Origin of the sequence: Thioalkalivibrio sp. AKL12 (genome assembly GCF_000377925.1) — a bacterium.
In the GTDB taxonomy this organism is placed as follows: domain Bacteria; phylum Pseudomonadota; class Gammaproteobacteria; order Ectothiorhodospirales; family Ectothiorhodospiraceae; genus Thioalkalivibrio; species Thioalkalivibrio versutus.
In genome coordinates this window covers 151,527-177,990 of record NZ_KB898890.1, presented here as the reverse complement: position 1 = coordinate 177,990, position 26,464 = coordinate 151,527, and the positions used below count along the sequence as shown (strand labels likewise).

The following is a 26,464-nucleotide window of genomic DNA, read 5'->3' as shown; positions in this document are numbered from 1 at the left end:
GGGCATTATGTCCGGAACGACTCCCAGAGACCGGCCATGCACTCTTCCGATGCCGCTACAGACCTGCTCCGTTCCGCGCTTGATCTCACGACGCGCGCGGAGGTGGCGCGTGACTTGGGGGTTGACGAGCGTACCGTTCGTCGCTGGGAAAGGGGAGAGGTAAGCATGCCGGCCCATTGGGAGCCAGCGCTGAGCCAGGTCCTCAGGCAACGCGCGCCCCTGCGAGTGTCGGCCGGCGGACAGTTCACGTTCATCGATCTCTTTGCCGGTGTTGGGGGCATCCGCCAAGGATTCGAAGGGGCCGGCGGCCATTGTGTCTTCTCCAGTGAGTGGGACAAGTTTGCGCTACAGACCTACCGTGCCAATTTCGGGAACGAAGACGAGAAGATCCAGAGCGACATCCGGGAGATCACGGCGGCTTCCGACGACGCCGAGGAAAACAGCCGGTCCATCGAAGAACACATCCCGGATCACGACGTACTTCTCGCGGGCTTTCCCTGCCAGCCGTTTTCGCTCGCCGGTGTCTCGAAGAAGAACAGCCTCGGGCGCGATCATGGCTTCCTGTGCGAGGCCCAAGGGACACTGTTCTTCGACGTGGCGCGGATCATCGAGCTCAAGCGCCCCCGAGCCTTTCTCCTTGAGAACGTGAAGAACCTTCGCAGCCACGATGGTGGTCGTACTTATGAAGTGATCCGCAAAGTGCTGGACGAACTGGGCTACCAAGTTCACGACCGCGTTATCGATGGCAAGGGCTTCGTGCCACAGCACCGTGAGCGGATCTACATGGTGGGGTTCCGGAAGGACACGCCCTTCACCTGGAATCAGCTGGATTTCCCCTCCCCGGATGCCCGGACGCTCCGGGAGATTCTGCACCCGGAGGACGGATCCGAAGTTGCGGAACCGCCCTACACGGAAGGAGTCAAGGCGAAGGTCGGGGCCAAGTACACGCTCAGCGAGAAGCTGTGGCAATACCTGCAGGATTATCGCGCCAAGCATGAACGCGCCGGCAACGGCTTCGGGTACAGCAAGGTAGGTCCGAACGACACCGCGCGCACGCTTTCGGCGCGGTATCACAAGGATGGTTCCGAGATCCTTGTGGACCGTGGGCGCAATGCGCGCCCCCGCCGACTCACGCCGCGGGAATGCGCCCGCCTGATGGGGTTCGGGGACGATTTCCAGATTCCCGTCAGCGATACCCAGGCTTATCGGCAGTTCGGAAACTCCGTAGTGGTGCCCGTCATCCGTGAGATCGCGTCGGCCATGGTGCCGCATATCCTTGCGGACATCCGCTCCGAAGAGGAAAGCGAGCAGGCCGAACTACCCATGGAGTTCCGGGATACGGCGTGACCGACCGGCTCTCGGCTGAGGAACGCAGCCGGCTGATGAGCCGCGTGCGCGGGACCGACACCCAGCCGGAGCTTTGGCTGCGTCGTTGCCTGCATGCGAAGGGTTTCCGCTATAGGCTGCACGCGAAGGAGCTCCCAGGTCGTCCCGATCTGGTCCTTCCTCGATATTCGGCGGTCATATTCGTGCACGGCTGTTTCTGGCACGGCCACGACTGTCACCTCTTCCGGCTTCCGTCGACGCGCGTTGATTTCTGGCGGGAGAAGATCGATACGAACAGGGAAAGGGACCGAAGGAACCGGAGCAAGTTGCTCGACTTGGGGTGGCGTGTCCTCGATGTCTGGGAATGCGCGATGAGAGGCAAGGAGCGGCTTGACCCCAAGGAACTTCTGGATCAAGTCGAAGACTGGATCAAAGGCCCGGAGGTCACTCTCACGGTCAGGGGGGACCGGTCTGAAGCGAGACATCGACGGCAGGTCGACACACCAAGGGGAACCGTATGATCGATTCGATCCGGGAAGTATTCGAAGGCGCCGCGGCGAAATGGTTAAGCGCGGTCGATGCCGAACCGAAGCGATCAAACCAGCACGAGATCGGTGGGCTTCCCAGCGTCGGATTCAAGCGGTATCTGGGGGAACCCTCTAAGGGCACAGTGCGGCCGTTTCCCGCCACCATGGCTTACATAGGGGAGGACGAGGACGAGGAACCGGAGGTCGTACGGGACACCGTCAGCTGGTATGACTCCCGGTCGAACAAGGAGCACCGCTCTCCGGAGTACCGGCTGTATTACCGTACGAATCCCGTTACGGAGCGGATCGGCGAAGGTGATCTCATGGTGATCGCCAAGGCGCATGACGACTCCCTGGCGATCATCTTCGCCGCCCCGGATTCCGCGGCCGCCGCCCAACTCCAGCACATTTTCGGGTTTGGCGACCTCGCCGATCGGTTCGAGGCGGCAACCATGCCCGGTGCGACCCTGACACTCCCCCTGAAGCTACTCCTTGAGGAGCTGGGGATCGTCATGATCCAACCGGAAGACGCGGTAAACGACCTTGATGTCGTGCTGCGGCGGTTTCCCGATCGGTTTCCTTCGACCTCGGATTTCTCGTGCCTCGCCCGCGAACTGCATCCAGCAGACCCGCTTGCCGATCCGGACCTCAGTCTTCTCGGCTGGATGGAGCGGGAGGAAGCGCTCTTCCGGGCCTACGAGCGAAACATAGTGGCCGAACGCCTCAGGGAAGGCTTCAGAGAAGACGTGGAGGAGTTCATTCGCTTCTCGCTGAGCGTGCACAACCGGAGGAAGTCCCGGGTCGGCCACGCATTCGAAAACCATCTCGAAGCTGTATTCCAAGCCCACGGTCTCCGATTTGAGAAGGGCAGTCCCAAGCGGGTGACCGAGAACAAATCCAAACCGGATTTTCTCTTTCCGGGATTCCCCGAATACCACGACCTTACATTTCCGACCTCCCGACTTTTCCTGCTCGGGGCGAAGACCACCTGCAAGGAACGCTGGCGTCAGGTCCTGGCGGAGGGAAAGCGACTGAGGACGAAGTACCTCGCCACCCTAGAACCGGGGATCAGCAAGACGCATACGGACGAGATGCTCGCGCAGAACCTACAACTCGTAATCCCGGAGCCGGTCCATTCGTCGTACACGGAGGCCCAGCAGGAACAGATCATTGCGGTGCGGGGTTTTATTGATCGCGTCAAGGCTGCCTAAGGCGGATCACCATAATCAGGGTGCCCCTGACTGTTACCCTTTCGGAGCAACGAGGCCCGACCTACAGGCAAGGAGACGACGTGGCAGAAGGGATACTGAACCAACGACAGGCGAAGCGCGCCAAAGCGAATTTCCGCCACGAGCTTCATTCGGGTGGCACACACGAAGAAGCCCGCACCAAGGTCAGGGAAGAGCTCGAAGACATGCTTGGCCTGGAGGAAGAGGAGGCCCGGGCCGTGACGGAACGCATCGAGGAAGAAATCCTTCAGGAACTTGGGCGCATCAGCAACCTCGATGTGCCCGCAATCGACGCTCGAGCACAGAAACGCTGGTACAGCGGCCCGAGTCCCGATGACACCTTCTGGCCTGCCCTAGAATCCCACCTCCTCCACACGAAAGGATGGACTCCAGAATCCGTACACTCCATTGGCGAGCTGTCCACTTCCGTGGTCGCGAGGCTTGCGCCCCCGCGCTCCAGGAATGCCTTCTCCGCTCGGGGGCTGGTCGTCGGCTACGTCCAGTCCGGCAAGACCGCCAACATGACGGCAGTGATCGCCAAGGCGATGGACACGGGCTACCGGATGATCATCATCCTCGCCGGGCTGACCGATGCACTGCGTTCGCAGACGCAGAAGCGAATGGAAGCCGATCTGGTCAACAGCCACCCCGAACTGTGGGAGCGCCTCACCACCCGGGAGGACGACTTCGACGCCGGTACGCGCCAGGGCCTGATGAGGCCGGATCGCGGGGGAGTCCTAGCGGTGGTCAAGAAGAACACCCATGTACTTGCGCGGCTGAGGGACTTCCTCGAGCAGACGTCCCGAAACACGCGCATGCAGCTCCCCGCGCTGGTCATCGACGACGAAACCGATCAGGCCAGCCCGGATGTCAGCAAGCAGAACACAGAAGAGGACCCGAGCACGATCAACCTTCGGATCCGGGAGATTCTGGCACGCCTGCCCAAGGTGTCTTATGTGGGGTACACGGCGACGCCTTTCGCAAACGTGCTGATCAATCCTGCGGCCGACGGGAATGGTGAATACGACCGGGATCTGTATCCGCGGGATTTCATCGTATCCCTACCCGCTCCTACTGAATACTTTGGGGCCGAGACCCTTTTCGGCCGCGATATGCTCTCGGCCGACGACACCGGTGCGAACAGCGAAGGGCTCGACGTGGTCCGCGCCATCACGGAAGACGAGGTCGAACGGCTGAAGGCCATTGGTAACGGCGAAGCCGGACCGGAGATCAGCCTCCCAGCCTCGCTCGATGACGCCATCCTCTGGTTCATTCTGGCTTCTGCCGTACGCCGCAGTCGGGAGGCCGCCCATACGACGATGCTGCTCCACACGAGCCGGCTGACCGAGGCTCACTCCTCGTTCGAGTACGCCGTGAAAACTCGCCTTCAGGAGCTTCGCAAGCTCGGCACGGGGGAGCGGCGGGCCTGGCTCCGAAAGGTCTGGCAACACGAATCGGCGGCCCTGCCCCCGGAGAAGTTCGGCCATACCTGCCCGGATGAAGAAACCGTGATCAGGGAGGCGGAACACCTCATGGACGAGGACGAGGTCGTGGTCTTCCAAGACAACTACATGAGCGGGGAGCGGCCGGCCCTGGACGACGATGATGATCCCGTTCACGCGATCATCATCGGCGGTGACCGGCTTGCGCGGGGCGTTACACTGCCGGGGCTGATCGTCAGCTACTTCGGGCGGAATGCCCGCCAATACGACACCCTGATGCAAATGGGACGCTGGTTCGGCTATCGCCACGGTTATGAAGACCTGCCACGCATCTGGATGACCTCCGCCACCCGATCCAATTTCCGGGAGCTCGCAACCATCGAGGCGGAACTGCGCGAGGATATAGCCGCCTACGGTGACGGTGAGATCCAGCCCCTCGACTGGGGCGTGAGAATTCGGAAGGTCCCGGGACTGCTGGTTACCGCAGGGCCCAAAATGAAGTGTGCAACACAAACCGCCCTGTCGTATTCCGGCGAACACCTCCAGACCATCCGGTTCCTGCACCGGGACGCTGAGTGGCTCTCGCGGAACTGGGAGGCCGGAGCCCGCCTCCTGAAACGAGCCCTGGAGGACCCCAGCACCTCGGATGACGACAAGGCACAGGGCCGGGTCGTACACAACGTCCCGGTGGATGCGATTGTGGAATTCCTCTCGCAATACCAGACCACACACCAGGTTCGGACCAACACAAAGGCCCTTGCGGATTACATTGAGAAGTTCGACGACCAGGAGCTCGCGCGCTGGAATGTCGCGGTCGTCATGCCCTCATCCGGGGAAGTCGCCGACAAGCCCCTCGGCCCCCTAATCGCACCACGCATGCTCAACCGTGCCGCCCTGCCGGACGCCCCGGAAGACTGCACCGACATCAAGGCACTGATGTCCCGCAGGGACATCCTGGTGGACGTTGATCAACCGCCGGCCGGGGTAGAGAACAACTGGCGAGCGTTCAAGCAGTACCGTGCCGGCAAGCAGGGCGGCCAAGGCTTCCCGCTGCTGCTGCTTTATCCGATCAACCGTGACTCCCGCCCGACGCGCGATTCGAACCGGCAGCCTCTGAGCGCGGTGGATCACGTGCTTGGCATGGGGCTGGTTTTCCCCGAGGCTCCTGGAGGGTTCACGGGTCACTACATCACCGTGGACCCCGCAAAACTGAACGGCGGCCCGGAGGCGGAAGACGATGACGAATGAGGAGAGCGGGCAGCTCCCGGCCCGGGAGCTCCTCTGGATCTGGGAGCGTCTGGCACGCCGGGTGAGGGAAGATGACAGGCCGGTCTTCGAACCTGCCGACGGGCTCGACAGCGATGCGCTGCTGCTGGGGCTGGGTGAAGCGGGTTCCCCCCGCGCACTGATCCCGGTCGAACCGGACTACCAGCGCGCTTCCGATCTCTCCGCCAGGAACGTAGTGGTGGATCTGGCCACTGTTTCGCACCGGGGCCGCAAGATGCGGGTGCTGCGGCTGACGTGTACGGAATCAAGGCTCCACCCGGTGTTTGCGGAGCTCGTGTCGGACATCCACCGACGCCTGCTTCAGGGGCGTTCGGGAGCAGCAGCCGTTCGCAATGCTGTGGGTGATTTCAGGAAACTGCTGGAAGCGGGGCCGACAGGGGAAGTCACGCGGGAAGAAGCCGCCGGCCTGGCTGGAGAACTGATGGTCCTCACGGACCTGATGCACATTACGCCGGACGCATGGAATTCTTGGGAGGGACCGCACGGTGGAGAACATGATTTCCACCGGGGTCAGCGGTCCCTTGAGGTCAAGACCTCGACCCGTCGGGAACCCTCCTCCGTGGAAATCCACGGAATTCGACAGCTCGAGGCACCTGCAGGCGGCCTGCATCTGGTTCACCAGATACTCATACCCGACCCGCAGGGAGAAATTTCGGTTCCCGACCTCGTGGAAGGCCTGCAGGCTCTTGCCCCGCCGGCGGCCAGCCTGTTCGAACGACTGGTTGCCACCGGATATTCGGAGACCGTCCGAAATTCTTGGGAAGTCCATCGTTTCAATCCTGGTGAACGCCGAGTTTTCACTGTTGGCGCGGATTTTCCCCGCATTACCCCCGACCGGCTCAAAACCGGGGAAACGGACCCCGGAATCGATGCCGTGCAGTTTTCCCTACGGCTGGACGCGCTGGACCACTGGGAGGTTGCCAGTGACGAACGGGTGCGGATTCTGGAGGAATTCCTGCATGAAGGATGAGCCGAAAGTCAGCCGATCCAGCCAGCCCTACAGTGATTTCGGTGACCTGTCCGGCACCGGCGCAAGGCGCCTGCTCGGCACCCCGGCCACCGAACCGCTGGAAACGGCAATTCGGGAAAGTGGCCAGAACAGCTGGGATGCCCGCCTGCCCGGAGAGGTCCCGGAATATCTGGTGCGACTAAGGACCCTCACGGAGGGCGAAACCCGCTACCTCAGGGAGGTCGTATTCGAAGACCTGTCACCCGATCCCAAAGCCCCCCTTGAAAAGCTGTTCCGCAATCCCCTCATCCGAGTAGCCGAAATCTGTGATTTCCGGACGCACGGGCTGACCGGAACCGCCAGGCCGTCGGAACTCACGGCGTCCCGGGACTCGCGCTTTGTTCGATTCCTACGGAATATCGGAAGCCCTCGCCGCGATGGAAGTGAATCAGGCGGAACCTACGGTTACGGAAAATCCTCGTTGTTTGCCCTGAGTTCCTGTCAGACCGTGGTTGTCGACAGTCTTACCAGCGATGAAGACGGCCCGAGCGAGCGGCGCTTCATGGCCAGCCGCATGGGCGAGGAATTCCACGACCCCGAAACCGGGCGCGGCTTCACTGGCCGCCACTGGTGGGGTGCTGAAAGTGAAGACGGCTCGGTGGTCGATCCCGTCCGCGGCGAGGACGCCCGTCGGCTGGCTGAGTCTCTGGGGCTACCCGAACGTGATGAGCAGAACAAGACCGGAACCTCGGTGCTGATCCTGGATCCAGTGGTGGGCATCGAACCGGACGATCACCCGACTCTCGCCTCTTACATCCATCGAGCCCTACTATGGCTCTTCTGGCCAAAGATGGTACCGAAGGAAGGATCGGACCGACCCCCCATGCGTTTCCGGGTCGAGCTGGGCAGCCATGAGTTCCCGGTTCCCAACGTGGAGCAGAACCCCCCTTTTCATCTCTTCGCCCAGGCACTGCAGAAGGCTCGTTCGGGATCATCCGAGCGAGCCGAACCGATTGTCTGGGGCAAGTCGCGCAAGCTGCTCGGCCACATGGGACACGAAATCGGTTACATCGAGGACAGGCCGGTCCATCTCCAAGGGAAAGACGGTCTCGGCATGCCCCACGTTTCACACCATGTAGCCCTCCTTAGACCTGCTGAACTGGTGGTCAAGTATCTCGAGGGCCCCATTCACCCGAAAGAAAGTCTCGAGTGGGCTGGCGTCTTCATTTCCAGTCGCGAGCAGGACGTGGAAGAAGCCTTTGCCGCCGCCGAGCCACCCACACACGACGACTGGAACGTTCAGTCGCTGCCCAAGAAGTCACGTGCACGATCCTTCGTAAGGGTGGCCTTATCGCGGATCGGGGATAAGACAAAAGAGTTCGTCCCGGACCCGCGCGCTCCGACCGGTGAAGGTTCAGAAGGGCTGGCCGGGATCGCGGACCGTCTGGGAAGCAGTCTGCTTTCCGGTGACGGCGACCGGGCCGTCCGCCGAAACAAACCGGGAAAGTCGGGCGGCGGAACCAGAGCGCCCGTACGCCTGACCGGAGTTAGTCCGGGCCAGCTCGAGTCAGAAGGCCACCGCACGATCGCCACATTCCACTTCACGGTAGTCGGCTCGGCCGGAACACCGGTGGAAATCACGGCCCGGCCCACCATCGCCGCAGACGGAAGTGAAAGCATTGACGTCAGCCCCGACGGAGACAGGCCGCAGCTGCGGGAATGGAAGCTGGACGGCGAGGACGTTGGCACCACTGACACCGTCCTCACTGACATGAAGTCCGGCAGGATGGAAGGTTCAGTTCGCGTGACGGTGCCAGCGGGCGTCGCCGTGAAGCCACGGATCAGCGTGCGGGAGGCAAGCACCGATGCATGAAGCCATAGCCTTCCCGTTCCTTCGGCCAAGTTCCGAGGCAATCAGCGCAGGTGCGTGGTACCGCGAATCGGACGAAGGGTTTCCGGAGCCGCTTCCGGAGATCCTGCCGCACTGGGACTACTCCGTGGACATCCAAATCCGCAGGAACATGAAAATCGACCTGACCGGCCTCTGCCAGCAGACGCAGCTGGAGCCGGACAGCACATTTCTGTTGAACGTCTTCCTGCAGACCGGGGACATGCCTATCAGAAGAAAGCTCTTCTCGCGGCTCCTCGACGCGGGAAACCCAGATGACGGCGAGATCACCATCGGCCCGGTAGAGGTCAAGGGCAATTCTCTTCAGGGACGTGTCGAGCTCTTTACCAGCCTTGCCTTCAACCAGGGCCGCCGTCTGTCCCAGCTGTCCCCTCTGGCACCCGGAAGCCGAATGTGGGACGAGCGGTTCGTTACCCAGATCGAAGGCGGCGGATCAAGGATGCCGATGGAGTCGAAAGACTTCTCCAACCTCTCGCGGCACCTGGCTCATGCACCCTGGTACATCCATCTCAGCGTAAACCGCGCGGAGGAACGTTTCGAATCGGTGTTCCGCGTCATCCTGAACACGGCCCGGCCCGACGTTCACGAGCCGCTGATCCGGGGAGACCAGCCACTAACCTCGATCTTCAGGGCCGAGATCGTGCGGCACGTGCTGATGCGCGTTCTACTCTCGGAAGAACTGGACCTTGATACGGGAAGCCTCCCTGACGGGAGCCTTGGTGCCGTCGCGATGTCCTGGGCGGCGACTGCCTTCCCGGAAGAAGACATTGACCAGGTCCGACAAAAGGCAATGGACGATCCGGCCCGCTTTGAATCCATGATCAGCTCCGTTTTCGGCAACCCTGATGACGATTGAACTGTTTCCGCGCCTCGACACCTTCTCCGCCCGCGAGCTCTGGGAGGAATATCATTCCGCCCCCAATTGCACGCTGGAATGGGGCCTGCACCACCCTGCCGTAACCTACACGCAGACCGGCGGCTCAAAAGTCATCGAAAGTCGCCTTCGAGGAATTCGCGCCCGACTTGTAGAAATCGCTCGCGAGTGTCGGTTCCCGGAGAGAGCCTCGCGGGAAGCAACGCGCCGCTTTGACTTCCTCGCTGCCCGGTTCCTGAGCGGGGAAGCACAGATCCCGGTGTGCGAGGCAATGCGCCAGGACATGTGGGCTTACTTCTCGCTGATTCTCGCACCCGACATTAGCGACTGGCGATTCGAAGGCCGGCCGCGAGAGCGCTGGACGGCTGGTATCCGGAACACGTTCGGGATTCTTTGGCGCCGCGGATACCTGATCGGAGTTGACCACAAAGACGGACTGGGGAGCGGATGGGAAACGCTGGAGGCCCTGACCCAGGATGCACTGGTTCAGATCGTGGAAAGAACATCGCTTACAGCTGACCCGCGGACCGCGCGGGTCATTGCCGAAAGCTGGGCCCGAACCAGCGAATTGCGAACAAGGCAGGCTCCGATGGAAGCGGTGATGCGCTCCGCAATCCGGAATTTGCGGGCCTACCGAGTCACCCAAGAGCTCGACGCCCTCTCCGAAAACACCCTAAGGGAGCGCGTTTTCGCGGCATTTCAATCGGCGGTGGACGAAAACACCATTGACCCTAGCCGGCCGCGCTGAATAACTTCCTCTTCAATTCCGTGGCTTTCTCGAGCCACCCGTTGATGACCGTTCGGAGCCCCCGGCCTTGGACAAAAGCCATTAACGATTAGACCAGGTGAGCCGTATGCGCCACCTGATTTTAGTTTTTAATTGGACTATAGTTTTCTGCTGAAGGCTCGAACCTGGTTTCGATGAAATTGACCGCCCAATTCGCATACCAATCGAACGCACTCACGCAGAGATCCCGACCTGTTTCAGCTGCTTCTTTTGAAAATTCAATGAAGTCGCCCTGAGATTTAACCATTTCCTCAATAGTCGATTCAACAAATCCATGGGTCGCTTTATTTCTCTCAGACCTCCAGCCATCAATCTTCTCCAGCAAACGCCAATCCCCTCCATTCTTATTTTTTGATAGATCGATTAACTTTTTGAAATTAGGGTTTGACAATCGCTCCCCATTGGACTCCAAAAAATTATATAGGTAGTTGCTAATTACACATTCAGATAGCGTAATAGCCTCAAGGTAGAACCCAGACGCTATTGCCTTGTCTATGCGCTCCATTGCGCGATTTTGGGCACTAGCCCGTATTTTAATTAAATTCACAGCCTGATCGAAGTCAATACCCGATTTTTTCGCTTTATGGAGTGCCTCAAATGAGGAACAACCAGACTTGGGCGCAGCCTGCCTGTCAAGCTCCTTCAGGAAGTTGAAAAAGAAATCATGAAAGCCGTTTATAAATGTGTGGACAAACAACCAATCAGGCCTTACCCAGTCGAAATACGGGCCAGTCGAATCAGACTCAGGGATATTCACAAGCGTATGCCCAATGTCATAAACCCAACGATGCATAACATGGATCAACCCTGCGACATGGATACATGTTCGGTAACCTTCTGGATACATATGCGAGTGCTCTGGCCTCCACTCAATGATATTTTGCGTTTGCACCCACAACCCCATATCGCCAGATTCAGCGTGATCAGATAGAAGCTGTATAAGAAGATCATACATATCCCTAGGCTGAGGCGATAGATATAATATGTTATCACAGGCAAAACAGGTGGACAGATTCACACAAAATGCTTCGAGATCCATTCTCCCATTTTCAAGTATATACTCATAACTTTTTATGAATTCATAAAAGCCTTCCTGCTCTTTAAGAATCTCTTTATTCATCTTGCCCCCCCCCTAAAGTGTGCTGGTCTTTTGCGAGAAAAATTGACGCCACCCATCAACCGCTCAAGGCATGATCGTCGACTAAACGGCGTTGTTCTAGCCGTAGCTCTTTGCCATCGAATCGCGCTTAGAAAGGGTTTCGGCCCGCCCCCCGTCACGCAATCGCTTCGATCAGCTCCGGGTCGTCCTCGACCGGGCGGTTCACGCGAGTCGACACCGGGTGATCGACAAGCGCGTCGGGGTTCAGGCGAGCGGTTTTCTGCCGGATGCTCTCCCGCTCACTCAACTCGGGATCGAGCCAGTCCCACCGGCACTCCGCGTCCAGCACCAACGGTTTGCGGTCATGGATATGCGCAAGACGATCCGAAGCGGGTTCGGTGATGATCGCGCAGCAGGCCCCACCGTCGGTCGTGGGCTCCCAGAAACCCGCCATCATCAGGATGTCCTGCGGCGAATTCTCGGCGAGCGTGATGTAGTACGGCTGCTTGCCCTGCTCGGTCTTGCGCCATTCGTACCAGCCATCGGCCAGCACGATGCAACGCCGGTGGGCGAATGCGGACCGAAAGTACGGACTGGTGGCGACCTTCTCGGCCCGGGCGTTGATGGGGCGCGGGCCGTCCTCGACTCGCTTCGGTCGAAAGCCCCAGAGCATCGACTGGAAGGCTGCGGGCGCATCCTCGCCAGCCTTAAACGCTTCGAGGTCAGTACCGGGCGCAACGTTGTACCGCGGTGCGTCGAACCCCGCGTCGACCGGCACCTGGAAGTACCGCAGGGCCAGCTCGCTGGTCGCACTGTAACGCGTCATTCGCCCGCACATAGAACCATCCCGCGGAAGCCCCGCCAGTTGCGCCTCGTAGGCACGAGGTTATCGGATCCATATGTGAAAAACAGGGCGCGGCCATTCAGGGATTCCAACGGAATTCGGTGTCGATCCCGAGCACCATACGCTCGGCCCCCTACAAGACCTCCCAATGCTTCGCTTATTTCGCCGTCGAGAACCTGCTTCACGGCCGCCAACGGGGACGCCCCGCGAAGGCCTAGTTCCTGTCCAGACAGCCGAGTAATTGCTGCAGGCACCACACCGTCAGGCGCTGCTACGCCAGATCGCCAGCCTGTTGGCCTTGCCGGCGGACTGCTCCAGTCGGTATGTAATCACTGCGTTGCAGCGATACGCCGCGTTCGTCCAGGAGGTGCCAGCGTCCGAGGTGCACCACCACTCCGGTCGTGGCGGCATGCTGGACCATGGCCTTGAGGTCGTGCTCAAGGCCCTGCAGATCCGGAGAGGGTACGTCCTTCCACCCGGGGCCGAACCGGAACGGCTTTCCCATGAAGCGGACGCGTGGTCCTACGGCGTATTCGCCGCCGCCCTGCTTCACGACGTGGGCAAACCGGTCGTGGACCAGGAAATCGCCCTGTACGACGCCTCCGGGCGCCGCCTGGGGCCGTGGGAGCCTTCGCTCGGCCCGATGACGGAGCGACCGGATGCGAACTTGTATTCCGTGCGGTATCGCCATGGGCGCGTCCACAAGCTGCATGAGCCGATCTCCAGCCTGGTGGCGCATTGGATCCTGCCGCCAGAGGGTGTGGCTTGGATCAGTCGACACCAGGAACTGCTGCAGGCGTGGATCCGCACGATCCACGGCCAGATGGAGGAAGCAGGGGCACTGGGACAGATCATCCTGCAGGCCGACCGGGAGTCGGTGGCGCGGAACCTGGGCGGCGAATCACCGGACCGACTTCCGACGCCCACGAAGCCGCTCCACGAGAAGCTGATGACATCGCTTCGGCACCTGTTAAGCAGCGAAGATCTGCCGCTGAACCGCAATGGCGCGGCAGGCTGGCGCACGGAGTCGGATCTGTGGCTCGTGTCGAAGCGCGCAGCCGACGCACTGCGGGCACAGCTTCGCGAGGAGGGGCATTCCGGCATTCCTTCAAACAACGACCGGATCTTCGACACACTGCAGGAGCATGGAGTGCTGACCGCTAACGGGGACCGCGCCATCTGGAGGGCCCGGGTTGCCGGTGACGGCTCGTCGCACGAGCTGACTCTCATCCGCCTGCCGGTGGCCCGCATTTGGTCCGATCCTGGTGCGATGCCGATGGTGTTCGAGGGTTCCGTGAGTCCGCCTGGTGAGGGGGCGGCCGAGGGGACAACGGAGTCTGCCGACGGATCGCCAAGCCGCTCTTCACCTGAAGAGGCGGCCGCCCCCGCGGCAGAGCTGCCTACGGCGAGGGCCATCGCGTCGAAGCCCGAACCGGGCGAGACTGTCGTCCATGCAAAGGACGAGCCGCACGGCTGGAAATAGCGGAATGCGGGTGTAAGCTACCCTGACGCGCCGAAGGAGAAACGAGCATGCCTTCAACAATGCCCAGGCGCCCCCCGAACGAGCGGCGCGCCCTCGCACGAATGGTGACCACTCTGTTCGAACACTGGGCGCTCGATGACGATGAATCGCTCGCCATGCTGGGGCTAACCAGAGCCGGTCGCTCCTGTCTAACGCGCTATCGCAAGGGCGAACCTCTATCCGCTCACCGTGACATGCTGGATCGGGTCGGGCATCTGCTGGCGATACACAAGACCCTGCGTCAGATGTTCCCGCACGAACGCGATCAGGCATACCGATGGATCCGCACCCGCAACCGCGCGTTCGATCAGCGCACGCCGGCCGAGATGATCACCGAGCACGGCTTCGCGGGTCTGCTGATGGTTCGGACGTATCTGGATCGGGCAGCCACCCACTGACGCCAATTTCTAGCAAGGACACCATGGTGGCCGTTCACCAAACCAACGAAGTCCGACTGAACGGTGCGGTCCACCCTGTGCGGAACGGCGGTCGAGTCACCAGACTCTGACGAGGGCAGGAAGACGATCCTCACCATCCTTGCGCGCATCGAACATGGCGTGTCTTTAGCTGACCGATGCCCAATGACCCGAGAGGCCCCGTGGAGCAGCGGAACGGCCTCAAGGGAACCGATTCCAGGTTCCGGCTTGACCGGGTAGCACGCGCTTCCCCCCAAAAGGTACGCAAAGGCCTCTTTCGTTATGGATCCTCTACCGGCGCAGGGCCTTTTCGGACTTCGCCCCGAGCCCATGCCATTCCGCCAACCGCTGGTTCATTTTTAAACGCAATCGTTGCTGCATCACTGCGGAGAACAATTCGTCGAGGTCCCACGGGTCATCCAATGGCAATGCGGCGCGGGCCTGAAGGACGAAGGGCCCCTCCAGATCAGTTCCCAGATAGGCGCCCTGCCACCAGTGAAGGATTCTCGGCTTGGCGGTCTCCATGAGGGAAGCACTTGGGAGCCTCTCGCCCTTGTTCGCGTTGGCGCGTCGCGTGGCGGGCAGGAGATTCCAGTAGTCGTTGTTTCGCCAGCGCGCCCATGGGAAACAATGATCAATGTCGTAGTCCCGCTGGAGGGTGGTATCGGTCCAGACGCACTGGACTGTGGAACCCTCACCCCGAAGGCCATCGACCCGGGTCCGGACCTGATGGGTCTGGCGTTGCCCCTCTTCCCATTCCAGCGCGCCCGCCAGCGTGGCCAATGAAGCACCAGGGTTGTACTGCTGGAGCAGTGCGATCCACTCATTCACGATCGCCGGCTCCAGCCAGCATGCGTAGCGACTGCAGCAATCCCAAATAGCTGCGGGAATCCGAAAGGTCCCAAACCGCGCCAGTTCTTCAGGCGTGAGCACCTGAAGATCGGCTTTTCGGGCACTACGCCCCGGCGTCACATCAAAGATCGGGACGTCCGTTCCAGGGTATTTGGTATAGCGCACGGGCATCCGCCGGATCGTGCCGCAGGCATCCAGCAGAGCTTGCCGGACGGTCTCCGCCTGATCCGGACTCAGTGAGAGCCCGATTCGAAGATCGAACGGCGACAGGCCTTTTAGCAACTGGAATGCCTGCTTGGCAAAGCCCGGACTCTGCGATTGCGGGAGCTGCCTCAGCTGCTCCCTGAGCAGCAACGGCATGTAGAGCTTGATCCAGTACAACCCAAGTGCGCCAAACGGAACCTCAACGCCATCGTCATCCCGCTTCAGCACCATACCCGGGGCATCTTCCGCCAGCCGTATCACTGATCGCAGGAGAGCGAGCTTGTACGTCGAGGACTTGTCGTCGTTCACCACGATGTGGCGAAGAAGTGGCAGAACGCCCGTGCCATCGTCCGCGAGCCGGAATACAACGGTTTCCCAAGAAACGCCCTGGCGTCCCTGACAGTCGGGGGAACTGTCGCAGGCGATGGAAACCAACGCCCGTTGCCGAGCGAATCGCTCCAGCTCGTCCCGAGACACCGAGTGGAACACCCTTTCATCGGAACTCGGGCCGTGTCGCAAGGTGATCACCAGCAATCCCCCGGGGGCCAGCAGGGTCGATAACACCCGGAACGCGCGCTCGCGCTGTCCGTCCGGCAGGTGCATCCAAACCGCCGACACCAGAATCAAATCAAACTGGTAGCTCAACAGCCGCACGCGGTGCAGCTCGGGAAGCTGGTCCTCGACCCACTGCACCGACAGACCTCGAGCCTGCGTAAAGGACTCGCCTTTGTCCCTGAGGCCAACGGACGGCTCAACCGCCAGCACTTCCCAGCCACGATTGGCGAGCGCAGCGGCGTCTCGTCCGCTTCCCGCCCCGATATCCAGGGCAAAACCTGGGCTGTCCGGCAGGAGGCCACACCAGGCGGCGTGCACCTCCTCGAACGCCAGTGCCTGGTATTCGGCGAAGAATCCGTCGGCGTGGTCGGAGTAGAAATCGGTCATCGGGTGCCCCAACGAGACGCGGAGGGATGAAGAGTTGATGCTCCCGTCATGTCGCGCCACCAAAGGGCTGATTGTCCGCCTCGTCGACCCCGTTCAGGAGCTCCTCTCGCACAACCCGCATGGACTCTGGGGCATCGATACCGATCCGCACACGTCCCGCCCTGCATTGGAGGATCCGGATCTCGATGTGCCCGTCGATAACGGCCGTTTGTTCGTCCGGTTGATGGACCTCTCGGTTGACCGCGCTCACCGCGAGCCGGGCTCCCCACCCGTCCATGATCACTACGACGAAGAGGTCCTCCCCAATCCAGAAGCCCTCGCCGTCGTACCGGCTGATCACCAACATCACTCGTTCCTCCATGAACGGTACCGCAGAAAACACTGCGCGGCTGATCGAAACCGTCTTGCTTCCAGGGAGCCGGGATCGCACCCACAGCGAAGCCCAGATCCCCTGGCGCTCTCATCGCCAAGCGCGAGTAAGCCCCCCCCCGCCAAGCAATGCCGGCTCGGAAGATCCGGGTCGCGCCTGCGCTCAGCTCGCATCCGAAGACGCACGACGATATTCGAAGAGGTCACCGACCTGGCAACCGAAGTACGCACAGAGCGAATCCACCACATCAAGTTCCACCCGCGTGGCCGTCTCCTGATAGAGCCGCGTAATCGTTCCACGGTTGATCCCCGTATCACGGGCCACATCGGAAATCTTGAGCTTCCGTTCGCCCATCAGCCTGGACAGGTGACACTTAATCACGACCCCTCCGAAAACATTCTGATCTCCTGAAGCGCAAAAAAACTTGCCATAGGTCTTATTGGGCCCTATATTGATCTACAGGAGATCATTTTGGCCGTACAGAGAATCACGGCGATCTCCTGAAACCAATGCTACCAACGGAGAGCTGCAATGTCTCAGGAATATCTCACCACCGATGAACTCGCTATCCGCATCAAGTACGACCCGCGCACGATCCGGGAGCGCCTGAAGGATTCGGTACTGCTGGAAGGGGTCCACTACATCCGCCCGTTCGGGGGCCGCAAGACGCTGTATGTCTGGGAGGCCATCGAGCGGGACATGGCCAAGCACTCGGAAAACAGTGGCTTCAACCTGCCCATGGCCAACGGCGGTGTCTGCCATGGGTAGCGTCCGGGTCCGTCCGCAAACCGGGAAGCTGTTTCTGGACTTCCGCTACCGGGGGCGTCGCTGTCGAGAACAGACGGCTCTTGATGACACCCCCGCCAACCGCAAGAAGGCACGTCAGGTGCTGGAACGGATTGAAGCGGAGATCACGCTGGGCAGCTTCGACTATGCCCGCTACTTCCCCGAAAGCGCCAACATCGCCCTGTTCGCCTCGACGAATGGCTCAACCCCGGATGCCGGCAGCACGCCGGCGTTCGAGGATTTCGCGGAAACCTGGTTCGGGGAAATGCGCATCCAGTGGAGGAAGTCGCACGCCGACACGGTGCGCCTGACTCTGAACAAGTACCTGCTACCCGCATTCGGGGAGCAGGAGGTTGGCCACATCACCAAGGCAGACATCCTGAGCTTCCGGTCGACACTCGCCAAAGTCTCCGGCCAGAAGGGGGAAGGTCTGTCAGCGACTCGTATCAACCACATCATGACGCCATTGCGCATGATCCTTAATGAGGCGGCCAACCGCTTCGAGTTTACGTCGCCCTACCACGGGATCCAATCGCTCCGGGTCCCGCGAACGGACGTCGAACCGTTCACGCTCGACGAGGTGAAGGCGATCATCGACCACGTCCGCCCGGACTTTCGGCCGTACTTCGTTGTCCGGTTCTTCACCGGCTTACGCACGAGCGAGGTCCATGGGCTGCAATGGCAGTTCGTGGACTTCGCTCGTCGCGAACTGCTGGTCCGAAACGCCCTGGTGAAGGGCGAGCTCGTGTACACCAAGAACGATGGCTCGTTCCGCACCGTGGATCTCTCGGAAATGGTCTGCGATGCGCTCCGGGAGCAATACAAGGCCACCGGGAAACACGCTTTCGTTTTCTGTGGCCGGGACGGAGCCCCTCTCAACGCCAACAACCTGACCAACCGAGTCTGGCACCCGCTACTCCGGCATTTGGGTCTGCGCCGCCGCCGCCCCTACCAGACCCGTCATACAGCGGCGACGATGTGGCTGGCCGCCGGCGAAAGCCCCGAGTGGATCGCCCGCCAGATGGGGCACACCACGACGGAGATGCTCTTCCGCGTGTACTCCAGGTACGTACGGAATCTGACGCGGCAGGATGGCTCCGCGATGGAGCGCCTGCTGCAGGCCAACTTCGGCGAAACCCAGGGAACCGCCTCGCGAGGAGCCGAGGAACCCGCAGTCTCCATGGAACAGGAGGTGTCCGATGACATGTAATCCGAACGTCCAGTCCGTCCTCTTCGCCGTCGCTTCCCGACGCCGGAACGAACAAACCATTGGCCGCATCGCGAATGCCCTCGAAGCCACCTTCCAGATTCCGCCAGGGTCACACCTGGTCTGGGTGCTGGGCGATGGGTCGGAGCGTAACAACCGGGAAGCGCTTTGCACCTGGACCCGTCGCGAGCTTCGGCAGATCGATCGTGACGTCGCCGCCCGCCGCGTCCCGGAACTGGCTGACCGGCTCCATCGCCAACTGACCACCTGGGACCTGGACCGGGGGGCGATGGCATGAATACGACCCAATGTCACGGGACGTGGCGTCCGCCGGTGTCCCGCACGTGTCCCGGACAGCAGTCCTGGCCTGTCCTGAGCTGTCCCGGACACCCGGGGACACGGGTCCGTATGGATGTGGCGTGTGTCCGGCTTGGCGCGGGTCGCGTCCCGCCCATCGGTCCCGGGACACGCGGAGACCCCCTTGGGCCATGGGGGTCCCAAGATGTCCGGTCGTGACGACGAGTGGCTGACTCTTCAGGAAGCCGCCGAGCACGCCGGCTGCAGCACCAAGACGCTGTATCGACGGATGCGTACCGGGCATCTCGAATTCCGGATCGGTACCAATAACCGGCGATACATTCGGCTGGCGCAGATTCAAAGCTTGTTCCCCGAAACGGACAGCAGCCGCCAGTCACCAACGGAGCCATCAGCCGTGCTGCAAGCAATCCAGGCGCTGAGGGATGAGGTGGCCCACCAGACCCAGCTGCTGGAGCGGGCCCTGGCTCTGTATCAGCCGCGCAGCCTTGAGGATGTCCTCCGGAAACACTGGGGACAGAACCACCAGCAAGCACCCGGGAGGGAACCCGATGATCACACCGAAAGACCTGCGGCACCGAGGCGAGGACGTCATGGGTAATCCAATGATGGGGCTACAGGGATGCACCGAGGCGCTCTCACATGCGGCCCAGCGATCCGGGGCGGCACGGACATCCATGCCATCCGTGCTACGACTGGTGGTGCTGGAGCAGGAACGGACCGACGAAAAACACGCGTACGATGCCCGCCTCTACTACGCCAACCAGACTTGGCATGTCGAATGGAGCAGCCGGCGACCCGCAGATTCGCTGCAGGAAGGGATGCTGGTACGGCCATTCTCGGTCGCACCCGACAACTGCCCATCCGTAGGCCCGATCAAGGTCGGCGGATTGTCGGTGCTGTCTCGCCCCGAGCCGCACCTGAACCTGTTCGACACCCTGCCTCCGTCCTGGGTCCCGGCCGAGGACCTCGTCCTAAGGGGCCGACGCCTGGTGGATCTACTTCCCGCGTCACTGCGTCATCTGTTTAACGCCATCCTCTGGGACGCGGACCGGTTCCGGAGTTTCTGCCACGCTCCCGCCTCGATCCGAAACCACCACGCCTACCCTGGTGGGCTGCTGCAGCACACCATCGAGACCGCCGAACTCGCGTTGAAACTGAGCGAAGACACACCGGGTGTTCATCACAGCCTGATGCTCATGGCCGCGTTACTGCACGATGTCGGCAAGGCGGAGGAATACGAGCCAAACCGGGGAAGCGGATGGCACATGACGGACCGCGGGAAGCTGATCGGGCACGGGACCACGATCATCGAATGGCTCGCATCGGCCGCTGCACAACCATGCGTCGACCTGGATGACGAGCTCTACCTGGCCCTGCTCCACATCCTCACCGCCAAACAGGGGGCACCGGATTGGCTCGGCTTGCGAGTCCCGGCCATGCTTGAGGCGGAGATTCTTTCGCAGGCAGACCGACTGTCAGGCAAGTCCAATCTCTTACAGTATCTACAGAATCCTCACGGCGGCTGGGGCCAGAAACATCCTCATATGCGAACGCCGCCTTTCACATTGGCCCCGCGAGGCGGCGGACCTTGAAGTCTCCCGTCTGGTGAAGAGGGGATACCCCCTCACAATAGGAGGCATCCGTGGTGCCCTCCGCCGACGATCTGCGAAAGACGCTTGAACAAAGTGCTGAGTGCATAGAGCGCCTTGTTGGGTGCCCGCGTTGCGAGAAATCGGCCACGTCGAGCCGAGTCATCGAGTTCAAAGCGCGTGGTCCCCAGCGCTCAGTACTGAGTGCCAAGTACCGCCGGTACTCCTCGACGGGCGGGGCGACAAGGACTTGCCGCGTCGGTTCAGGCGCTGGGGCACCACGTCGTTCAGGAAGTGGTCGACGTAATCCCGGTACGACATGCTGGGGGTCTCGATTCTGGCGACCAAGCTCTCAGCACTCGGTTCTGAGTACAGGCGGGCATTGAGGATGCGGGCGGCCCGGACGGCCTCGCGCTTGTCTTTCCCCATGCCATGGTATTTACTCGTGATGGGGTGACGGTAGCGGTAGTAGGTCTGGCCACCTTTTACCTGGGCGTACAAATTTTCAGGGAGCCCTCGGTGTTTGTTGCTGCGGGGTCTTGGTGACATGGGAGTGCCTTATGGAGACGTTGAAGTTCATTGGCCTGATTTTGCTGGCGACTGCCTTGTTTTTCATCCCGGGGATTGGTTGGGCCCTGGGTGCAGCTGTTGCGCTGTACGCGGTCTGGCTTGCTATTCGGGATTTTGACTCAGCACTCGCTGAACGAGATCGGTCTCGGGGACCGTCTGATCGGCGGTGAGGTAGTACCGCTTGCCCATCCGCTTGGCGGGCAGCTTGCCCTCGCGGATCCAGCGCCACACGGTGGTCTTGGCGGGGCGTGAGCCCTCGGCGAAGTTGGTCTCGATCCATTCGTCGACGGAATTCCTGCGCTTTGCGCAAAGCGCATAGGGCTTATGTCGCCTTCCCGTAAATTCGGTCCATTTGAAGAAGACTGGGGTCTCCGGCCACACTAGAACCGAGGGAGGCCGGTCAACTCAGCCGCAGGCGGCTTCACCTTCCCAATCTAGAGGTCGCTGCCCGGCGGATTCGACGGCTACAACCTCCCCCCCTGTTATCACCATGGTTCCATTTTTTCGCTCTATGTATGGCATCCACCTTACCGATACTAGAGACCACGTATCCTGTGCCTTACAAAGCGCCCCCCTCACAGCATCATCGTCGAACGACAACTTCATGGTGGCGCTCCTAGCGTTATCGGGCCTACGATCAAAAATCAGGACGACAGCCTGCTCCGAGTCAAGCACCCCATCGACCCTGACACCATCGCTTCGCAGGACCTCGTCTCCGACAGAACAAATGGCCGGGTCTCGGCAATGCAATATAATTTCGTCACCAGTAGCTAGCTGAATTGCCGCGTCGATACGCCGCCCTTTTGATGAGGCGGCGGCCTCGCGGACCCCATTGGCCAGATCCGCGACACATTTTGGCGCGAGCACTACTTGGCCGTCTCCCGCATGCGTAATCGTAGCGCCCGGTTCGATCGCGACCTCGGCGGGTTTGGCGTACGTACTAAGCGATGACAGGACATCCTCGGTTTGCCGGAAAATCTGATCCAAGTCCTCCAACACCTGACCGAATGATTCCTCCCCCCTGTCCATTGTGACCACTATCGCCAGATATACATCTGTCTGATTTCTCACCATATCCACTAGATCTACACGTGGATTGGCAAGCCCTGCACTGCTCACTAGCCGCTTAATCACTTGCGCGATGGGCCGGAACACCCGCCGGGCGGTGGCCTGTCGCTCCTTCGCCTCGTCATCGGGCCATATGATGTCACTTTCGGTCACTGTACACGACGCGATGTGCTGGCTTGCCACCACGATCGAGGACTGACCATTTACCGAATACTCCATTTCTATTATCCCTTTTTCGCGAATAGTTCCGCCTGCGCTCAACGAAAGCGCATGCAAGATCGCTGTTCTGCGAAATAAGGCCTAGAGGGAGGCCGGAGGGATTGGGTAAAACGCTTACGGCCTCACCGATGTTGCAGCCCGGAAACAATCCGTGGGCGTCTGTCGGCGAACTACGTAGCGGGGCCGAAGAAGATTCGGCACTCCTACTGATATTGCAGGAGATCGCGCTGCCCGTAGGAGGGGGCCTAGGGAGCCAGCGCCACCGGAGCGATGGCCGGTGCTAGAAATAACTTAGAAGCCACCGGCTCCGCTTGTCAAGCAACGAATAAGGATTCGTCATATGTCCAGCCGGAGCATGATCGACAACAGGAACAAGGTGCGATGGAGGGTAGTGCGACTCTTAACTCGAACGGGGCAGTGCATCACCGTGATACATAGGCGCCCATGGCGCCTGGATGGATGTCGTTCCGAGGCCAGCGGAATCGTTTTCTCGCGTGCGAGAAAGCCGTGTCGCTGAAGTGTCGCGATCAGTTGACGCTTGGTCTGGGCGGCACTGTCGACGAGGACCTCTACAGTTAATCCGGAGTCGATGCGATGGAAGAGATTTCGCAGGTCCTCGAGTTCGTGAAATTCGGTTGGGTAATTCCGGGAGTCATGGTGGCGATAAGTACGCACCCATGCTCCTGATTCCCGCTCGATCTCATCCCGGGCGCCGCCCTTGAGAACCTCAGACGCTAAAGCTCTCACCCTTTTGGTTTCCGCAGCGGCGTAGGATTCGACTCTTGCAGGCGGGCGCGCGCCGGAATCCATGACTGGATCATCAAGGTGAGGGGTTAGGTCATAACGGGAATAGCCAGACTGGCGCTCCAGATCGGCTGCGATTTGTATCGCGTGCTCGATGAGCGGTGTATCAACGCCGAGCCGATCGGCTATAGCGGTTACCGGCACACCCCCCCCGCCAAATGCACGCAGTAGCCAGTCAAGTTCTCCCACGGAAAGTGTTCTTCGCCCAGAGTCGGAAAGATTTGATGGGCACACAAATGGACGGCTTTCGAGCGGAACGGTGGGCTCCGCGAGGAGTGCCGTAATGTCGACTTCGGCTGGGCACCTTGTGGGGTGACGGCAACGTCTCTTCCGTACAGACGCACCCGGAAGTCGGAGGCAGTAGGACAGCACTCGGTCGGACAGTGCCCACGCATTCGCACGGACATGATCTGCAACGATCTCGTCAATGGTATGGATGTAGCTCGCGATGGTCGTTGCGTCTCGGGCGTGGCCGATCGCAGTCGATATGACACGCAGTGGGTAGCGAATCTGGCCGGGCCCCAGCAAAGCGGCAAGTCCGGGCGACTTTGAATCTTGGCGGGAGGGATACGGACTTAGTAAAGACGATGCCGCGCGGCTGGCCCAAGCGTGCCGCAGAGAATGGAAGCGGATCCCACGGTCGCCTGTAACTGCTCGCAAGGTCCCGTGTAGGTACTGGACGGCAGTCGAACGGTCGATCAGGGCACGCTCTCCCGACTCTGCAGACATTAGAGGGTGCAAGCCATCTTGCTTTAACTCGGCAAACACGGAAGGGAGCACATCATTCAAAAGCTGGATTTCCGAGGTACGGAGCTGCCCCAAGAGGGGGATCACGCGTATCGCGGCATCTGTCTTAACGTCCCCATGCACATTGCTACTTACTTCGAGAAACACCCGTTCGTAACCTGAGTCGGCCTGGATATTGCGAACTTCAAGCCGATGGGCCTCACCGAAGCGCAGTCCAAAACGGAATCCAAGCCAGATGAGCAGCCCGTACCGCGCTGAGAGACGTGGGGGGAGCGACGCATCATCTCTGATGCACGCCAGAGCACGGAGGTACTCCGCCTCGGTAAGGAGGTTGGCGTCCGCAAACGAGGCCGACACTGGAATCGTTGTTGACGCTGCAAGGACCGACCAGTCCGGTTCATCAACGGCACGAGTGTCGGCGAGAAAGTCGTGATACTCCCGCAGGCGCCCAAACAGGTATCGGGCGCGTTTTGAAGGTTGGTCCTCCAAAACGCCAAGATACATTTGTTCATACACCTGAGACTCCATTGAAAGGAAATCAGCGGAAGGGATGCGGGCCCCGTAAAGTGCCTTCGCGACTGTCATGAGGTATTTCTGTACCGTGGAAAACGCGAGATGGCGCTTGGCTCGAGTCCCTTTTTCACAGAGATGTACCCCCCAATCCGCCAACGACAAGGCCAATGAAGACCACTCTCCGGATACCCCAAATCGCGACTTGAGGGAGGCCGCCAGGCACTGTTTTCTCTTTGAGTTTTGGCGGACATTTCCACGCGGATCAACGGGCTGAGCATCCTCAAAAGAGGCGCGGATTGCAGCCAAGAGCCAGGCACCCTCCCCTTGTTTGACTTGCTTCGCCGTGGTCACGGCGCCAAGACCACCCAAGCCAAGGGATGGCAGTCGATGCTCATTGTCGCGCAACACGTCGGTGTCCAGGCGCGCTCCACTCCTGGTCCTCACCCAACTGCTTAGCGGCAATGAGACATTGCTAACCCGAAGTGCTAAGACAGCGGCCACGAAACCCGGCTGCTCGATCCATAGGGCCGTTCGCGCCATGCGGATGAGCGTGGGGACGTTCGGGGCCTTGGCCAGTCCGATGTCCCGCAACAAGCTCCGGATCAGTTGATTCGGCCGACCCAGATCCTGGGGAGGACACCTAACATTCTTGTTTCTCCGCCAGCCGAGAATTAGTGCACTGGTGGCCGGGTCGGGAAACCACCGGTATACCGGACCTTCGTCCGATTCTGACGTGAGAGGCAGGTCCAGAAACATTCGACCTTCATACTGGTAAAGCGCGTTTGGAAGCGCTTGGAGTAACCGGTTTATCCATTTCTGGTGGGCCAAGCCGCCAAAAATAACGGCCGACAAGAGAATCTCGGCAAGCCGGATCTGTTCCCCCTCGGATGGATCAGTCGAAGCTCCCGAACGCTCAAGGTAATCGAGAAAAAATTGCCGCACCTCGTGAAGTGCGGAAAAGTCGGTGAGAGAGGATTCCGCGAATGGTGAAGGCTCAGCCTCGACAAATCGCACGGGACCAATCCTGCGTAGCACATTGGACCCGTTTGTAAATCGCCTAAGGAACCGGTGAAGCAGAACAAAACAGTGGTTTACAGAAAGGCGGTGTTCTTGAGCTTTGGCAACGAGTTGCCCGACCGCTTCCGACGCGGCGGCTTCCGAAAGCTCTTGGGAGGGGTTTCCGATCAAGCTGGAAATCAGGTCACGGACCACCGGTGCCGCAGCCTGCCTGCGTCGCTCGCGCTGTTTCGCACGTTTTACATGCGCCAGGTCAGCAGATGCATGCTGTGAGAGGGTCTTTTTATGTCGGGTGATTTGTCGCTCAGCGTCTGCTTTGTCGCGCGCGGATGCACGAAGTGGGGGTGGTCGTACTCGCCAGCCCAGATTCCTTAGGATCGCATCGAGCGTCTCTCCGATGGACTTCAATTGAGTCAAAGCGCTTTGGGTAGCCGAGGCTCCGAAGGGGTGGTCCACACCAGAGACGTGGCCGAGCTGGATTTCGACCCAGTCGGCACGACCGGTTGCCCGTGACAGCTCGGACGCTGTGACGTGCCGGAGCATACCGATGGGAAAGGGCCAGAATGCCTGCCACCGACGTTCCAGGACAGCCGGGGAGACGGACTTCCACGACTGTTCGTCATCCGCCAGGTGGAAGAACAGCGGCAGGTTTGCGCGGTTCTCGCCCGCAAGGTCTTGGATCGCGGCAGGCAGCCACGCCTGACGCGTACCGGACACAGCGAGGCGAGCGGCTAAATCCGGTAGATAGTTGAGATACTCGATGACCTGGCGACGAGCCACCTCGGGGAGCGCAACAAGACGCCAGGCCCGATCCTCCGAGACCACCTTGTCCGACACCAGCAGCAGACCATTACGCAGATCGAATAAGCCGATCGAAGGGAAGGGGTCTCGGACCGGACGATGACCGGTCGCGGCGAAGAGCATTGCGAGACATTGATCGACGTACGCATTGTGCCTCTTCGCCAGAGCGGAAGAGCGCTTCAACGAGCCGCTAGTGGCAGCATCGAGATGCACAGGCAGACCCGCGAGGACGTCGGAAGAAGGGTA

At 60.6% G+C, this 26,464-nt stretch carries 23 protein-coding genes and 1 pseudogene; 15 read left to right on the top strand and 9 right to left on the bottom strand.

The annotated features are described in order from the left end of the window. Positions 1–36: 36 nt before the first annotated feature. The 8 genes from dcm to D579_RS0102075 all read left to right on the top strand — a co-directional run bounded on the left by dcm (position 37) and on the right by D579_RS0102075 (position 10,291). A complete protein-coding gene (gene dcm, locus D579_RS0102110; protein ID WP_018950964.1) occupies positions 37–1,347 on the top strand; it encodes a DNA (cytosine-5-)-methyltransferase in 1,311 nt (436 codons plus the stop codon). Beyond that, on the top strand, positions 1,344–1,847 hold the full coding sequence (locus tag D579_RS0102105) for a very short patch repair endonuclease (RefSeq protein ID WP_018950963.1): 504 nt from the start codon (positions 1,344–1,346) through the stop codon (positions 1,845–1,847). Before dcm ends, D579_RS0102105 begins: the two co-directional genes overlap by 4 nt. Then, the gene (locus tag D579_RS0102100; protein WP_018950962.1) at positions 1,844–3,064 is read left to right on the top strand and encodes a type II restriction endonuclease; all 1,221 of its coding nucleotides are present in this window, start codon (positions 1,844–1,846) and stop codon (positions 3,062–3,064) included. Before D579_RS0102105 ends, D579_RS0102100 begins: the two co-directional genes overlap by 4 nt. Positions 3,065–3,144: 80 nt before the next feature. Next, the gene (locus tag D579_RS0102095) at positions 3,145–5,772 is read left to right on the top strand and encodes a Z1 domain-containing protein (protein WP_018950961.1); all 2,628 of its coding nucleotides are present in this window, start codon (positions 3,145–3,147) and stop codon (positions 5,770–5,772) included. Beyond that, entirely contained in the window at positions 5,762–6,781 is a 1,020-nt protein-coding gene (locus D579_RS0102090; RefSeq protein ID WP_018950960.1) for a PD-(D/E)XK motif protein, read from the top strand. Before D579_RS0102095 ends, D579_RS0102090 begins: the two co-directional genes overlap by 11 nt. Next, positions 6,771–8,633, top strand: a complete 1,863-nt coding sequence (locus tag D579_RS0102085; protein ID WP_018950959.1) for a hypothetical protein — start codon at positions 6,771–6,773, stop codon at positions 8,631–8,633. Before D579_RS0102090 ends, D579_RS0102085 begins: the two co-directional genes overlap by 11 nt. After that, positions 8,626–9,525 (top strand): hypothetical protein, encoded by a 900-nt coding sequence (locus tag D579_RS0102080; RefSeq protein WP_018950958.1) that lies wholly within the window; start codon positions 8,626–8,628, stop codon positions 9,523–9,525. Before D579_RS0102085 ends, D579_RS0102080 begins: the two co-directional genes overlap by 8 nt. Beyond that, positions 9,515–10,291: a hypothetical protein gene (locus tag D579_RS0102075; protein ID WP_018950957.1), complete on the top strand. Its 777-nt coding sequence runs from the start codon at positions 9,515–9,517 to the stop codon at positions 10,289–10,291. Before D579_RS0102080 ends, D579_RS0102075 begins: the two co-directional genes overlap by 11 nt. A gap of 121 nt (positions 10,292–10,412) precedes the next feature. Here D579_RS0102075 and D579_RS15035 read toward each other — a convergent pair whose 3' ends face one another. Both D579_RS15035 and D579_RS0102070 read right to left on the bottom strand, forming a co-directional pair. Further along, positions 10,413–11,450, bottom strand: coding sequence for a hypothetical protein (locus D579_RS15035; RefSeq protein WP_155985590.1), 1,038 nt, complete (start codon positions 11,448–11,450; stop codon positions 10,413–10,415). A gap of 154 nt (positions 11,451–11,604) precedes the next feature. Continuing rightward, on the bottom strand, positions 11,605–12,255 hold the full coding sequence (locus tag D579_RS0102070; protein ID WP_018950956.1) for an SOS response-associated peptidase: 651 nt from the start codon (positions 12,253–12,255) through the stop codon (positions 11,605–11,607). 166 nt (positions 12,256–12,421) lie between these two features. On the opposite strand from D579_RS0102070, the pseudogene mobH reads away from it, so the two are divergent. Together mobH and D579_RS0102060 are read left to right on the top strand one after the other, a co-directional pair. Beyond that, a pseudogene (gene mobH, locus D579_RS14145) lies at positions 12,422–13,720 on the top strand (MobH family relaxase); the annotation flags it as partial. A gap of 137 nt (positions 13,721–13,857) precedes the next feature. Further along, positions 13,858–14,193 (top strand): MbcA/ParS/Xre antitoxin family protein, encoded by a 336-nt coding sequence (locus tag D579_RS0102060; RefSeq protein ID WP_018950954.1) that lies wholly within the window; start codon positions 13,858–13,860, stop codon positions 14,191–14,193. Between the two features lie 309 nt (positions 14,194–14,502). Here the strand turns inward: D579_RS0102060 and D579_RS0102055 are convergent, their stop codons facing one another. The 3 genes from D579_RS0102055 to D579_RS0102045 all read right to left on the bottom strand — a co-directional run bounded on the left by D579_RS0102055 (position 14,503) and on the right by D579_RS0102045 (position 16,960). Beyond that, complete coding sequence (locus D579_RS0102055) at positions 14,503–16,209, bottom strand: class I SAM-dependent methyltransferase (protein ID WP_018950953.1); 1,707 nt, start codon at positions 16,207–16,209, stop codon at positions 14,503–14,505. 46 nt (positions 16,210–16,255) lie between these two features. Further along, positions 16,256–16,555: a carbon storage regulator gene (locus D579_RS14140; protein ID WP_018950952.1), complete on the bottom strand. Its 300-nt coding sequence runs from the start codon at positions 16,553–16,555 to the stop codon at positions 16,256–16,258. A 186-nt stretch (positions 16,556–16,741) separates the two neighbouring features. Continuing rightward, positions 16,742–16,960 carry a helix-turn-helix transcriptional regulator gene (locus D579_RS0102045; RefSeq protein ID WP_018950951.1) on the bottom strand — a complete coding sequence of 73 codons (219 nt, stop codon included), beginning with the start codon at positions 16,958–16,960 and terminating at the stop codon, positions 16,742–16,744. Between the two features lie 150 nt (positions 16,961–17,110). Here D579_RS0102045 and D579_RS0102040 point away from each other — a divergent pair, with 150 nt between their 5' ends. The 5 genes from D579_RS0102040 (at position 17,111) to D579_RS14130 (ending at position 20,482) form a co-directional block, all read left to right on the top strand. Then, positions 17,111–17,347, top strand: coding sequence for a hypothetical protein (locus tag D579_RS0102040; protein WP_018950950.1), 237 nt, complete (start codon positions 17,111–17,113; stop codon positions 17,345–17,347). Continuing rightward, entirely contained in the window at positions 17,340–18,575 is a 1,236-nt protein-coding gene (locus D579_RS0102035) for a site-specific integrase (RefSeq protein WP_018950949.1), read from the top strand. Before D579_RS0102040 ends, D579_RS0102035 begins: the two co-directional genes overlap by 8 nt. Then, positions 18,565–18,870 (top strand): hypothetical protein, encoded by a 306-nt coding sequence (locus tag D579_RS14135; protein WP_018950948.1) that lies wholly within the window; start codon positions 18,565–18,567, stop codon positions 18,868–18,870. Before D579_RS0102035 ends, D579_RS14135 begins: the two co-directional genes overlap by 11 nt. Positions 18,871–19,074: 204 nt before the next feature. Then, positions 19,075–19,488: an AlpA family transcriptional regulator gene (locus D579_RS15195; RefSeq protein WP_196800935.1), complete on the top strand. Its 414-nt coding sequence runs from the start codon at positions 19,075–19,077 to the stop codon at positions 19,486–19,488. A gap of 85 nt (positions 19,489–19,573) precedes the next feature. Further along, the gene (locus D579_RS14130) at positions 19,574–20,482 is read left to right on the top strand and encodes an HDIG domain-containing metalloprotein (protein WP_196800934.1); all 909 of its coding nucleotides are present in this window, start codon (positions 19,574–19,576) and stop codon (positions 20,480–20,482) included. A 168-nt stretch (positions 20,483–20,650) separates the two neighbouring features. Here D579_RS14130 and D579_RS15435 read toward each other — a convergent pair whose 3' ends face one another. The 4 genes from D579_RS15435 to D579_RS0102000 all read right to left on the bottom strand — a co-directional run bounded on the left by D579_RS15435 (position 20,651) and on the right by D579_RS0102000 (position 26,431). Then, on the bottom strand, positions 20,651–21,028 hold the full coding sequence (locus D579_RS15435; RefSeq protein ID WP_081621674.1) for a phage integrase Arm DNA-binding domain-containing protein: 378 nt from the start codon (positions 21,026–21,028) through the stop codon (positions 20,651–20,653). Positions 21,029–21,151: 123 nt separating this feature from the next. Continuing rightward, positions 21,152–21,430 carry a hypothetical protein gene (locus tag D579_RS14125; protein WP_018950944.1) on the bottom strand — a complete coding sequence of 93 codons (279 nt, stop codon included), beginning with the start codon at positions 21,428–21,430 and terminating at the stop codon, positions 21,152–21,154. Between the two features lie 24 nt (positions 21,431–21,454). Continuing rightward, positions 21,455–22,336: a hypothetical protein gene (locus tag D579_RS0102005; RefSeq protein WP_018950943.1), complete on the bottom strand. Its 882-nt coding sequence runs from the start codon at positions 22,334–22,336 to the stop codon at positions 21,455–21,457. 336 nt (positions 22,337–22,672) lie between these two features. Beyond that, on the bottom strand, positions 22,673–26,431 hold the full coding sequence (locus D579_RS0102000; RefSeq protein ID WP_155985588.1) for a site-specific integrase: 3,759 nt from the start codon (positions 26,429–26,431) through the stop codon (positions 22,673–22,675). Positions 26,432–26,464: the final 33 nt, after the last annotated feature.

Bases quoted from the DNA above. Each gene is read 5' to 3' on its own strand.
- dcm (WP_018950964.1), top strand. From the start codon at position 37: ATGCACTCTTCCGATGCCGCTACAGACCTGCTCCGTTCCGCGCTTGAT.
- D579_RS0102100 (WP_018950962.1), top strand. From the start codon at position 1,844: ATGATCGATTCGATCCGGGAAGTATTCGAAGGCGCCGCGGCGAAATGG.
- D579_RS0102090 (WP_018950960.1), top strand. From the start codon at position 5,762: ATGACGAATGAGGAGAGCGGGCAGCTCCCGGCCCGGGAGCTCCTCTGG.
- D579_RS0102085 (WP_018950959.1), top strand. From the start codon at position 6,771: ATGAAGGATGAGCCGAAAGTCAGCCGATCCAGCCAGCCCTACAGTGAT.
- D579_RS0102080 (WP_018950958.1), top strand. From the start codon at position 8,626: ATGCATGAAGCCATAGCCTTCCCGTTCCTTCGGCCAAGTTCCGAGGCA.
- D579_RS0102075 (WP_018950957.1), top strand. From the start codon at position 9,515: ATGACGATTGAACTGTTTCCGCGCCTCGACACCTTCTCCGCCCGCGAG.
- D579_RS15035 (WP_155985590.1), bottom strand. From the start codon at position 11,450: ATGAATAAAGAGATTCTTAAAGAGCAGGAAGGCTTTTATGAATTCATA.
- D579_RS0102070 (WP_018950956.1), bottom strand. From the start codon at position 12,255: ATGACGCGTTACAGTGCGACCAGCGAGCTGGCCCTGCGGTACTTCCAG.
- D579_RS0102060 (WP_018950954.1), top strand. From the start codon at position 13,858: ATGGTGACCACTCTGTTCGAACACTGGGCGCTCGATGACGATGAATCG.
- D579_RS0102055 (WP_018950953.1), bottom strand. From the start codon at position 16,209: ATGACCGATTTCTACTCCGACCACGCCGACGGATTCTTCGCCGAATAC.
- D579_RS14140 (WP_018950952.1), bottom strand. From the start codon at position 16,555: ATGTTGGTGATCAGCCGGTACGACGGCGAGGGCTTCTGGATTGGGGAG.
- D579_RS0102040 (WP_018950950.1), top strand. From the start codon at position 17,111: ATGTCTCAGGAATATCTCACCACCGATGAACTCGCTATCCGCATCAAG.
- D579_RS0102035 (WP_018950949.1), top strand. From the start codon at position 17,340: ATGGGTAGCGTCCGGGTCCGTCCGCAAACCGGGAAGCTGTTTCTGGAC.
- D579_RS14135 (WP_018950948.1), top strand. From the start codon at position 18,565: ATGACATGTAATCCGAACGTCCAGTCCGTCCTCTTCGCCGTCGCTTCC.
- D579_RS15195 (WP_196800935.1), top strand. From the start codon at position 19,075: ATGTCCGGTCGTGACGACGAGTGGCTGACTCTTCAGGAAGCCGCCGAG.
- D579_RS15435 (WP_081621674.1), bottom strand. From the start codon at position 21,028: ATGTCACCAAGACCCCGCAGCAACAAACACCGAGGGCTCCCTGAAAAT.
- D579_RS0102005 (WP_018950943.1), bottom strand. From the start codon at position 22,336: ATGGAGTATTCGGTAAATGGTCAGTCCTCGATCGTGGTGGCAAGCCAG.